Source organism: Massilia agrisoli (genome assembly GCF_020831365.1).
GTDB lineage: Bacteria > Pseudomonadota > Gammaproteobacteria > Burkholderiales > Burkholderiaceae_D > Telluria_A > Telluria_A agrisoli.
In genome coordinates, this window is record NZ_JAJHPV010000008.1 from 1 (window position 1) to 10872 (window position 10872).

Below are 10872 nucleotides of genomic sequence, written 5' to 3' on the forward strand. Positions count from 1 at the left end.
GATGACCATAGCAAGTCGGTCCCACCCCTTCCCATCCCGAACAGGACCGTGAAACGACTTTGCGCCGATGATAGTGCTGCAACCAGTGTGAAAGTAGGTTATCGTCAGGCTAGTTATAGTGAAAAACCCCGGTAAGCCTTAGCGCGCTCAAGATCGCGCTAAGTGCAAACCGGGGTTTTTTTTCGTCTCGTGGAAAGTTATCCGCCCTACGCACCTCGTTTCGTTTTCCTTATCAATTCAAATAGCTATTTATTCACGGCAATCCTGAATACAATGGTTTCTCATGCTTTTCACTTGAGGAACTCTGCAATGCTGATGACGAATATCGAAACCATTCCAGGCAAGACCATCACCGTTTGCCACGGTGTGGTCTCCGGAAGTACCGTGCGCGCAAAGCACGTCGGCCGCGACATCATGGCGGGGCTGAAGAATATCGTCGGTGGTGAGCTGCGCGGCTATACCGAATTGCTGAACGAATCGCGTGATCACGCGATCGAACGGATGAAATCGCAGGCCACCCAGCTCGGCGCGAACGCCATCGTCAACGTGCGTTTCGCGACCTCGTCGGTTGCCGCGGGCGCCGCCGAGATTTATGTGTACGGCACCGCAGTCACAGTAGGGTAAGCAAAATGATCGAATTAGCGATCACCCTTTCGTTCTGGTTGATTCCCATCGTGCTCGGATACGTCTTTGGCCGCGCGGCCGAGGCTAAACATTTCCGCTCGATCGTCGCGCGTGAGCAGTCCGCAGTGCACCTGCCGACCACGTCGTCGAAAGCCCCGTTAGCCGATGCCCCGATCGAACGCAGTGAACTTGTCCATGGAAGCGTCGTGATTTCCATCGACTATTTCAAACGCGCGCTCGCCGCATTGCATACCATCATCGGTGGCCCGGTGAAGTCGCATGAAAGCTTGCTCGATCGCGCGCGGCGCGAAGCCGTCCTGCGGATGAAGGAAAGCTGTCCTGGCGCGCATGAAATCATCAACCTCCGCTTGGAAACGTGCACACTTGCGAACAATGTGGCCGGCGATATCGGTTCGGTCGAGGTTCTGGCGTACGGGACGGCCGTCTACTTCGCGCGACCATAGCCAGATGAAATACCAGCCAGCGCTCCCCGAACACAACGACAATGTCTCACACGAACATCCGCTGAAGGATTTCCTGCTGATCTTGTCCGGGCTGGCGGCGGTAGCGGCGCTGGCTTTCTGGCTGCTTGGACATGCAGTTGACTGGGCCGTCGACAGCCTTAGCGCCGAGTCGGAGGCGCGGCTCAACAGGATGGCAGCCATCGAAATGCCAGCTTCCCCGAAAAACGATGCAAAGCGTGGCGCGCGGGTGCAGAACCTGGCCGCCAGCATGTATCAATGTGCCGGGCTAAACTTTCGCCCGCAGTTGAGGATGCATCAGTCCGACGTGCCCAACGCCGCAGTTGTACCGGGCGGCGCCATCATTGTGTTCACCGGTTTGCTCGACCGCGTTCAGTCGGAAAACGGCCTGGCGTTTGTGCTCGCCCATGAACTGTCGCACATCGCCAACCGCGACCACTTGCGCGCGATGGGCCGTGGAATCGTTCTCTTCGGTATTTCTGCGCTCTTGACCGGCAGCGATTCCGGCCTGACTGGCCTGCTTGCCCCGGCCGCTCATCTGGGCACGGCGAAGTATTCACGCGAACGGGAAGCGCTCGCGGATGCGCGGGCGCTGCAGATCCTGAACTGCCGCTACGGCCACGCCGGCGGCGCGACTGAGCTGTTTGAAGCATTGAAAAAGGAAGATCCGGAGACCTCAAGCGTGTCGCACTACCTGGCATCGCATCCATCGATGCAGGCCAGGATAGACGCACTCACGCAGGCGATCGGCCGGCAGGGCATGAAAGTCCGCCAGGTCGATCGCCTGTGACAACAGGCGGCCGGAAAGCCGCCTGCGCATTTACTTAGCGATCAGTACCAGTGTCCCGCGGCCGCAGACGCCGTAGCTTGTGTACTCACCGCCGATCGCGTCTTCCATGCCAGGCGTTCGCACCTGGTTCGCTCCCTCGGCCCATGTGCAGGTGTCGGTCACGCGATACCAGCTCTTGCCCGTGCCCGGCCACGGCAAGGTGAAGTTCACCTGCGCACTCCATGCGTTATGCGCGACATAAATCGCCGACGCCGAGTCGCCAAACTCGCTGCCGTCGATCCGCCATGCGATCGCATGGTTGGCGCTGTCATTGAAGTAGGCTGCATCAGCCACCGCGCCGTTCGGCTTGAACCAGCGCAGCTGCTCCATCACGTTGCCGTTGTTGTCGACGCTCGAATAGAAATTCGCTGGCCGCAAGGCCGGGTGTGCCTTGCGGAACGCGATCATCGCCTTGCTGAATGCCTGGAAGTTGCTCTGGTCGGTGGTACGGGTCCAGCCCAGCCAGTTGGCACTGGAATCCAGGTTGTATGGATTGTTGTTGCAGTTGAGCGTACGCAGGGCTTCGTCGCCACCGACAATCATCGGCACTCCAGCCGACAACATCATCAGCGCCATGCCGTTGCGTGCGGCTTTGCGCTGGTCGGTCGCGATGCCGCCCTGGTCCCAGCTGTTGTTGTTGTCCTCGCCGCCGTCGCTCGGCCCCCACGGCCAGGCCTGCAGGTTGTTTTTCACGTTGCAGCTGTACAGGTCCTTGAGCGTAAAGCCGTCGTGAGCTGTGACGAAGTTAACCGAGTGCCATGGCTTGCGGCCATCGTCGCCATACAAGTCGCTCGATCCGGCAAAGCGGGTCGCCATCTGCCCGGTGGTCACCACTGCCGAGCCAAGCTTGTTCTGCGCCTGGCGCACGGTGTCGCGGTAGGCGCCGTTCCATTCGGCCCAGCCGCTTGGGAAGCCGCCTACCTGATAAGAGTTGCCGCCGATCGCCCAAGGCTCCGCGATCAGGTCCACGCCTGTGCCGCCGGCAGCGGGACGGGGAGGGAGCTCTGCAACGATGCGGTTCAGCGCGTTGCCCGGATCCATTTTGTCGAAATTAAAGCAGCCGTGTTCGCAGGTATTGCCCAGAACCGATGCGAGGTCGAAGCGGTAGCCGTCGACACCCAGCTTGTCGCGCCAGTAGGCCAGCGAATCGATGATGAGGTTCTGCGCGATCAGGTTGCGCGTGTTGTAGTTGCCGCCTACGCCAGTGTTATCCCACGAGTTTTGCTTGTCGGCCGTGAGGCTGTAATAGGTTGGATTATCCAGGCCGCGCATGCCGTAGATGTTATACGTCGTCTTGTCGGTGCCGGACCAGGCGCCACCTTCGCCGGTGTGGTTGTAGACCACGTCGACCAGTACCTTGATCCCCTGGTCGTGGAAGGCTTTCACCATTTCCTTGAACTCGCGGGTCGGGCCGCCTGGCGTTTTGTCGTACGCATAGCGGCGGTCTGGCGCGAAATAGTTCAGGGTCATGTAGCCCCAATAGTTGTCGCCCGAGTTGCTGTTGGGGTCGACGTCGTTGGTGTCGTTCTGGGTTTCCTGCAGCGGCAAGAATTCGACCGCTGTGACGCCGAGGCTGGCCAGCCAGGCGGCCTTCAGCCCGGCCCCCTTGTAGGTGCCGCGGTAGGCGGCGGCGATGGAAGTGTCGTTATTGGTGAGTCCGCGCACGTGGACCTCGTAGACCACGTCATCCTTCAGCGCGCGGGTCGGCTTGATGCCGATGGACTGGGTGTCGCCGGACAGTACGATGCCTTTCGGCGCACTCGATCCGGTATCGATGTTGCGGTAGGTAGCGCCGCTTGCGTAGATGGTTCCATTGGTCATTGTCGGCGTCGTCGGATCGTGGCTGAGCTCCAACGCATATGGGTCGGTCAACAGCTTGTTCGGATTGAAGCGGTTGCCGTTCGCGTCGACGTCGGTGATGAAGCCGGTGGCCGAGCCCTTGGTCCAGCTCGTGCTGTACGGCCAGTTCGGCCCCCATGCCCGGTAGCCGTAGTAGAGCGTACCCGACAGGCCCTGGTTGTTGAGCGTCGTGACCGGAATGGTGGCGCTCCAGACGCCACCGGCGCCTGCCGTCATCACAACGCGCGATTTCTCGGCCGTGCCCGTCGCCGTGCTGTAGAGATAGAGCTCGATGCGCGTGGCGCGCCCCGAGTACACCTTGAAGGTCACGTTGGCCTTGGTGGCGTCGTAGCTGGCGCCAAGCTTGCTGGCGTTGATTGCGGCCCAGGCCGGATTGCCGAGAAGTGCGCAACCGAACAGGGCAGTGATTGCCGTGCGGCGTAAGTTCATGCTTGTCTCCGTAGATTGTCCCTGTGCGGGATCATTTATCGATGTATTCGGACTACCTCACGCGCTTAAAAAGTGCGCCTGTCCTGCGCAAAATTTACTCCGCAACATTTTCCAAGTCAACGAGTGTTCGTAGTATTACTACCATGGGCATTTCTTGGCTTGGGTCAGCGCGACACGGGCGGCGCAGGTCCACAATCTCTCTTACCTCCTACTTTCCGAAGGGAAATAACCATGACGAGCGAAGACGAACAATCGAAGCTGGCAGCCAAATTGATGGAGCCGGTCGCCAGGATCGTCAGCAGGCATGCTGCACAGCTTGCGCCCATGCTGAACAATGGCGCGGCCGCGACACAATCGGCCCTCAATAACGACGAGGCCGTCAGGACGGTGGCGACATATTGCTATGCATTGCTGCCGGGGCTGGTACGGATCGCAGTCAAGGAGCCTGCATTCATCTCCTTTGTACTGGCCAACCGGGTCAAGCTGCTTGGCAAACTCGCTGCCGGGGAGACTGCCGCGGCGCAATAGCGGCGAAAGCCTGGCACCCTCGTTCGATTGGCCGCGCAAACAACCGTACCTTACAAAAGTACGTCACAATTGGCATGTCAATGTTGCCAATTCATCTAAACGGACAAAATGAACGAACAGGTCGCAAGGGATGTGGTGCTGGTGCGCGCCATCGAGACAGTGGACATCAAGAGCGAGATCCTCAGCCAGGAGGACCGCATGTACGCCAGCCGCAGTGCGAAAGAGCTGGCGCAGTGGCAGGCGGCGGACAGCAAGTCGCCGGTCACCGCCGAACACTTCCTCCAGCAGCGCGCCGAGCTGATACTCAAACGGCTCTCCGAGCGCACCCCCGCGTTCGCCGCGTTTGCCCAGCGGCGGCCCGGCCTGAAAGGCTTTTCGATTGCGCTGCCGGTTGCGGGCCTGATCCTCGGCGCGGGCCTTGACCGCATTACCGACCCGCACCGCGTTGACCTGCTGTCGGCGCCGCTGCTGGCGATCATTGGCTGGAACCTGCTGGTGTATATCATTCTTCTCGCATGGCTGTTCGTCCCTTCCAGGCACACCGGCTGGGCCAGCAAAAAGCTGCTGCGCCGCGCCAGCGCCGGCAAGTCGGCCATCAAGCGCAAGCTGCCGCAGGTGCTGTCGGTGGCGCTGCTCTCGTTCATGTCCGAATGGGCCGCACTGCGCGACCGGCTGACGCGCGCGCGTTTAAGCCGCACCTTCCACCTGACCGCGGCGATGTTCGGTGTCGGCGCGATGCTGTCGCTATACGCGCGCGGCTTCCTGTCGCAGTACGTGGCGGGGTGGGAAAGCACCTTCCTCGATGCCACGCAGGTGCATGCCATCCTGTCCGTGCTGTTCGCACCGGCGACTGCGGTCTTTAATATTCCAGGCTTTTCGATTGCCGACATCGAAGCACTGCGCTTCACCCGCCCGCAAACCCCGGACGCCGGCGCGCGCTGGGTGCACCTGTATGCGGGAACGCTGTTCTTGCTGGTCGTGCTGCCGCGCCTGGCCCTTGCTTTCATCGCGCACTGGCGCGCACGCGCGCTTGCGCGGCACTTCCCGCTCGATCTCGACCAGCCATACTTCCGCAAGCTGACGGCGCAGGCGGGCGCGAACGAGCCAGGGGTGCTGCGCGTACTGCCATACAGTTTCAGCATCGATGAAGCGCGCGACCGCGGGCTGTCGGCGGTCGCGGCCATGCTGCTCGGTGACCAGGCGCGCGTGATGCTTCGCCCGTCGAGCGCATATGGCGAAGAGCTGACCGATCTCCTGCGCGACGCCGACCTGAAAGGCGATGGCGCCACACTGACGGCGGTCCTGTTCAATCTTGCAGCCACGCCCGAGAAGGAGAATCACGGCGCCTTCCTCGACTACGTAGTTAGAAACTCGCCGCGCGCCGTCACGGTGCTGATCGACGAGTCGGCGTTTGCGGAACGCCTTGGCGGCCCCGATGGGCAGCAGCGCCTCGCCGAGCGGATCGCACTGTGGCAGCAGTTCTGCAACTTCCACCATGCGCCTGCCACGATCGTCAACCTGCTCGATCCCGCCAGGCGTCCGATCGACGCCGACGCCGCGCCAATCGTATCGGCCGCCACATGAGCACCGACCCGGTCCAGGTCCAGTTCGCGCTGATCTCGCACACCAATAACGGCAAGACCACGCTAGCGCGCACCCTCGTCGGCGTCGACGTTGGCGAGGTACGCGATGCCGCGCACGTGACGGTGTTCGCCGAATCGCATCCGCTTCTGACCACCGATGCAGGCGACACGCTCCATCTGTGGGACACGCCCGGCTTCGGCGATTCGGTGCGGCTGCTCAAGCGCCTTGCGATGTCTGGAAATCCGATCGGCTGGTTCCTGCGCGAGGTGATCGACCGTTACCGTGACCGTCCATTCTGGCTAAGCCAGCAAGCGCTGCGCACGGCGAAGGACAACGCGGACGTGGTGCTCTACCTGGTCAACTCGTCGGAGAATCCGGCCGACGCGGGCTACCTGCCGTCCGAAATGAAGATCCTCGAGTGGCTTGGCAAGCCTGTGGTGGTCCTGCTTAACCAGCTGGGCCCACCGCGTCCGGCGACGGACGAACAGGCGGAGCAGGCACGCTGGAAGCATCACCTCGACCAGTTCCCGATCGTGCGCGATGTGCTGGCGATGGACGCCTTTGCGCGCTGCTGGGTGCATGAGCGCGTGTTCTACGAGGCGGTCGGGAAACTGGTCGATGAATCGAAGCGTGCCGGCTACGCACGCCTGTTCGCCGCGTGGGAAGCAAACAACCTGAATCGCTTCAACGAAGCGATGCGGCTGACGGCCGGGCAGCTGGTCACCGCGGTGCAGGACAGCCAGCCGATCGAGGAAGAAGAAAAGAGCCTGGTCAAATCTGCGATGAAGGCGGTTGGCCTGGCAAAGACTGACCGGCAGCGCCAGGAGAAGGCAATGGCCCAGCTGGTCGAGCGCCTGAACATCAATATCACGGCTACCACCACGCAGCTGCTCAAGCTGCACCATCTCGACCCCTCGTCCGCCGCCAAGGTCAACGCGAGGGTGCGCGAGAATTTCTCGATCCGCGCCCCCGTCGACAAGGCGCAGGCAGGACTGCTTGGCGCGGTGGTGTCGGGTGCTGCAACCGGCTTGTCCGCCGACCTGATGGCGGGCGGGATGACATTTGGCGCGGGCGCACTGCTGGGCGGTATCGTCGGGGCATTGACGATGGCTGGCGCGGCGTGGGGCTTCAACACCACGACGGACCGCAACCGGACCACCATGCAGTTCGCGGACGAGTTCATGCAGTCCTTGCTGGTAACCAGCGTACTTCGCTACCTGGCAGTGGCGCACTTCGGGCGAGGCCGCGGCAACTTTGTCGAAAGCGAGGCGCCGCCGTTCTGGCAGGCGGAAGTCGAACGGGCTGCAGCTGCCCATGCGGTTGGCGCAGGCCTGTGGCAGGCGCTGCGCACGGAGAAGGACAGCGCCGCCGCGCGCGAACGGATCGGTGCAGCCGTCCTGCAGATCACCACCGATACCCTGAACACGCTGTATCCCGGGAGCCTTCCGGCGACGATCGTGCGTCCGTTGCAAAGTCAGAACTGATACTGCGCGCTCACTCCGACTAACCAGTTACGGCCTGGCGCTGCTTCGTAGTAGCGCTTGTTGGCGTCGCCTACGATGACGGAACCGATGTAACTGCGGTCGAGCAGGTTGTTGAGGCGGACGAACTCGGTGAGCTTCCACCGGCCGGCGCTTTGCTTCGCCTGCACACGCGCGTTCAGCACGCCGTAACCCGGCGCCGGGATCTCCGTGTTGGTGTCCTCCGTGTAGAACTTCTTGCTGGCGATGCCTTCGAGTGCGGCGCCAAAGCGGTCGGCCTTGTCGTTCCAGGCCAGTTCTGCGAACAGGTTCGCGCGCGGAATGCCCGGCAGGCTGCTGCCCGCAGCGACCGATGCGAATCCGGTTTCGTACGTAGCGCGCAAGGCGGTCATCGCCATCCGCGCACTCCAGCCATTGGCGAACGAGGTCTCCGCTGACAGCTCGACGCCGCGCCGCAAGGTTTCGCTGGCGTTGCGGTAGCTAGTGCGTCCGCCGCCGGAGGTATCGACGACCAGTTCATCGTCGGTTCGCACCTGGAACAGCGCCGCGTTCACACGCGTGCTGCTGCCGACGATCGCCTTCACGCCAACTTCCACATGCTTGCTGCTTGCCGGTTGAAGGCCAAAATTGAAGCCAGCGCCGGATGGGGAATAGAACAGCTCATTCAAGGTCGGCGTTTCGAATCCGCGCGCCGCGCTGGCGTACACATTCAGCACCGGCGACACTTTGTATAGCACTCCGGCCACCGGTGTCGTTTCGCGGTACTCAACGGCGCCGCTGTCATCGCCATTCGACCGGTAGAAATCGTCCACCTCAACCTTCAGGCGGCTATGTCGCAAGCCTGCGGACAAGACCCACGGACCGCCTTCCCATTCGACCTGCAAGTAGGGATCGACGCCGGTGAGCCTGTCTTCTTCGTCGCGTCGCAGGTTGCCGATCACGCCAAACTGCGGGCCGACGAAATTCTCGTAGCCGCGCCGTGCGTCGGTCGAGCGGCTGTAGTCGATGCCGGCGGTTGTGCGCAGCTTGCCGCTGCCGAACTGGCGCACGTGCGTGTAGTTGATGTCGACGCCATGGAAATCACGGTCGAAATCGATCACTCCGCCGGAGTGGCTCGGCGACGACTGGAAGCCGCGCGAGAATGATTGGTACTGGATCACCTGGCGGTTCCCGCCATACGCCACGACGCGCAAGCGGTCGTCGCCTAAGCGCTGTTCGAATGAGGCGCCCAGCTGCTTGTGGCTGGTGCTCTTGCGGGTGTTATAGCGCTCGGCCAAAGTACGTTTGGGTTCAGCGGTGTCGGTCACGTCGATCTCTCCCGCGCGGGGATCGCGCTGGAAGGTGGCCCACGTAACGCCAAGCGGGTCCTGGGTATCGTCCTGCTCGAGCGAGCTTGCGGTGATCGTAAGGAGGTTGGAGTCACTCGGTTTCACGGTCATTTTTGCAAATGCCTGGTCGCGGCGTGCGGCGCTGTGGTCGCGATAGCCATCGGTCTCGAAGCGGGAGGTGTCGACAACGTACCCGACCCCGCCCGATTCACCTTGCGCATTCACGTCCACTTTGCGGGTCCCTTCGCTGCCGCCTGCCACGCTTGACTCCACCGACGGCCGGCCAGTGCCATCGCGCGTGAACAGCTGGATCACGCCACCGGAGTGGTTGCCATAGATGGCGGAGAAGGGGCCGCGCAGCACTTCGATGCGGTCGGCCATATCCAGGTTGAACGTCGCCGCCTGTCCCTGGCCGTCGGGCATCGACGCCGGGATGCCGTCCGCAATCAGGCGTACGCCGCGCACGCCGAAAGCAGAGCGCGCGCCGAAACCGCGCGAGGAAATCTGCAGGTCCTGGGCATAATTTTCGCGGTTGCGGGCGACGAGCCCGGGCACAGCGCTGAGTGCTTCGGATGCATTCACCCGGATCTGGCCAGTGCGGATGCGTGCGGCGTCGACCACATCGATGGCCGCTGGGAAGTCGAAGCTATTGTGTTCCACGCGACTGCCGCTGACGACCACCACTGCCGCGAGCGGCGTAGAGGGTGCTGAACCTTGGGGGGCTTGCGCTACGGCTGCGGCGCTTGTGGCAAACAAACTGGCGATGGCGGTAAGGCGAAACGGGTGCTGCAAACTCATCTGCTCTCCTGGTCCTTGGGCTGATGCCGCATTCGAATGCTGCGACCTGTCGTGTGAGTTTATCAAGTTCTGCTGGCACGCCTCGTGCGGTTGAATCGGAACCTTAAACAATCTCACGCAAAATCACTTGCCAACTTCGTGCAGGCTTTGCTATAGTTCGCCTCCCTCTACGCGAGCCGCCGCAAATGGTTAACGAAATCAAGTAGTTGCTGAGCTGTTGGGATCGCCGGAAACGGCGATGCAGTAAAAAAGGGGTTGACGTAGTTGAGCGAAAGCTTCATAATTTCACCTCTCTGCTGCTGACAAACACAACGCTTTGTCGATGAGCAGCAAGTAGCACCGAATAAAGTTCTTTAAAAATTAACAGTCGATAAGTGTGGGCGTTTGATGAGGGTGCCAAGAACTTCGGTTCTTGAATACTTAAATTATCAAATGTTCACAAAAAAGAAATACGTTGCTCAGCAATGAGTAACGGTCAGTATTTTGAGTGAGCGAATTCGGACCAATGGGACGAATTCGGGGGCAGAGATGTCCTCGGCAAACAGAGATTAAACTGAAGAGTTTGATCCTGGCTCAGATTGAACGCTGGCGGCATGCTTTACACATGCAAGTCGAACGGCAGCGCGGGGCAACCTGGCGGCGAGTGGCGAACGGGTGAGTAATATATCGGAACGTACCCAAGAGTGGGGGATAACGTAGCGAAAGTTACGCTAATACCGCATACGATCCAAGGATGAAAGCAGGGGACCGCAAGGCCTTGTGCTCCTGGAGCGGCCGATATCTGATTAGCTAGTTGGTAGGGTAAAGGCCTACCAAGGCGACGATCAGTAGCTGGTCTGAGAGGACGACCAGCCACACTGGAACTGAGACACGGTCCAGACTCCTACGGGAGGCAGCAGTGGGGAATTTTGGACAATGGGCGCAAGCCT

8 protein-coding genes and 2 rRNA genes are annotated in these 10872 nt (G+C 61.3%); 8 read left to right on the plus strand and 2 right to left on the minus strand.

The window, feature by feature from the left end; all coding sequences use genetic code 11:
* The 4 genes from rrf to LMJ30_RS04370 all read left to right on the plus strand — a co-directional run.
* Positions 1-110 (plus strand): 5S ribosomal RNA (gene rrf, locus LMJ30_RS04355); the annotation flags it as partial.
* Between the two features lie 199 nt (positions 111-309).
* The gene (locus LMJ30_RS04360; protein ID WP_229431125.1) at positions 310-624 is read left to right on the plus strand and encodes a YbjQ family protein; all 315 of its coding nucleotides are present in this window, start codon (positions 310-312) and stop codon (positions 622-624) included.
* A gap of 5 nt (positions 625-629) precedes the next feature.
* Positions 630-1088 carry a YbjQ family protein gene (locus LMJ30_RS04365; RefSeq protein WP_229431126.1) on the plus strand — a complete coding sequence of 153 codons (459 nt, stop codon included), beginning with the start codon at positions 630-632 and terminating at the stop codon, positions 1086-1088.
* A 4-nt stretch (positions 1089-1092) separates the two neighbouring features.
* Complete coding sequence (locus LMJ30_RS04370) at positions 1093-1896, plus strand: M48 family metallopeptidase (protein WP_229431127.1); 804 nt, start codon at positions 1093-1095, stop codon at positions 1894-1896.
* A 30-nt stretch (positions 1897-1926) separates the two neighbouring features.
* Here LMJ30_RS04370 and LMJ30_RS04375 read toward each other — a convergent pair whose 3' ends face one another.
* Positions 1927-4224 carry an isoamylase gene (locus LMJ30_RS04375; RefSeq protein ID WP_229431128.1) on the minus strand — a complete coding sequence of 766 codons (2298 nt, stop codon included), beginning with the start codon at positions 4222-4224 and terminating at the stop codon, positions 1927-1929.
* Positions 4225-4455: 231 nt separating this feature from the next.
* Between LMJ30_RS04375 and LMJ30_RS04380 the strand changes: the two genes are divergently transcribed.
* The 3 genes from LMJ30_RS04380 to LMJ30_RS04390 all read left to right on the plus strand — a co-directional run bounded on the left by LMJ30_RS04380 (position 4456) and on the right by LMJ30_RS04390 (position 7820).
* Positions 4456-4752: a hypothetical protein gene (locus LMJ30_RS04380; protein ID WP_229431129.1), complete on the plus strand. Its 297-nt coding sequence runs from the start codon at positions 4456-4458 to the stop codon at positions 4750-4752.
* Between the two features lie 108 nt (positions 4753-4860).
* Complete coding sequence (locus LMJ30_RS04385) at positions 4861-6336, plus strand: DUF2868 domain-containing protein (RefSeq protein ID WP_229431130.1); 1476 nt, start codon at positions 4861-4863, stop codon at positions 6334-6336.
* Positions 6333-7820: a DUF3482 domain-containing protein gene (locus LMJ30_RS04390; RefSeq protein WP_229431131.1), complete on the plus strand. Its 1488-nt coding sequence runs from the start codon at positions 6333-6335 to the stop codon at positions 7818-7820. The genes LMJ30_RS04385 and LMJ30_RS04390 overlap by 4 nt, the downstream gene beginning before the upstream one ends.
* Here LMJ30_RS04390 and LMJ30_RS04395 read toward each other — a convergent pair.
* Positions 7811-9805, minus strand: a complete 1995-nt coding sequence (locus tag LMJ30_RS04395) for a TonB-dependent receptor family protein (RefSeq protein ID WP_371872973.1) — start codon at positions 9803-9805, stop codon at positions 7811-7813. The genes LMJ30_RS04390 and LMJ30_RS04395 overlap by 10 nt on opposite strands.
* A gap of 688 nt (positions 9806-10493) precedes the next feature.
* Between LMJ30_RS04395 and LMJ30_RS04400 the strand changes: the two genes are divergently transcribed.
* A 16S ribosomal RNA gene (locus LMJ30_RS04400) occupies positions 10494-10872 on the plus strand; the annotation flags it as partial.

Excerpts from the sequence above, each read along its gene's own strand:
- LMJ30_RS04360 (WP_229431125.1), top strand. The coding sequence starts at position 310 with ATGCTGATGACGAATATCGAAACCATTCCAGGCAAGACCATCACCGTT.
- LMJ30_RS04370 (WP_229431127.1), top strand. The coding sequence starts at position 1,093 with ATGAAATACCAGCCAGCGCTCCCCGAACACAACGACAATGTCTCACAC.
- LMJ30_RS04390 (WP_229431131.1), top strand. The coding sequence starts at position 6,333 with ATGAGCACCGACCCGGTCCAGGTCCAGTTCGCGCTGATCTCGCACACC.
- LMJ30_RS04375 (WP_229431128.1), bottom strand. The coding sequence starts at position 4,224 with ATGAACTTACGCCGCACGGCAATCACTGCCCTGTTCGGTTGCGCACTT.
- LMJ30_RS04365 (WP_229431126.1), top strand. The coding sequence starts at position 630 with ATGATCGAATTAGCGATCACCCTTTCGTTCTGGTTGATTCCCATCGTG.
- LMJ30_RS04380 (WP_229431129.1), top strand. The coding sequence starts at position 4,456 with ATGACGAGCGAAGACGAACAATCGAAGCTGGCAGCCAAATTGATGGAG.
- LMJ30_RS04385 (WP_229431130.1), top strand. The coding sequence starts at position 4,861 with ATGAACGAACAGGTCGCAAGGGATGTGGTGCTGGTGCGCGCCATCGAG.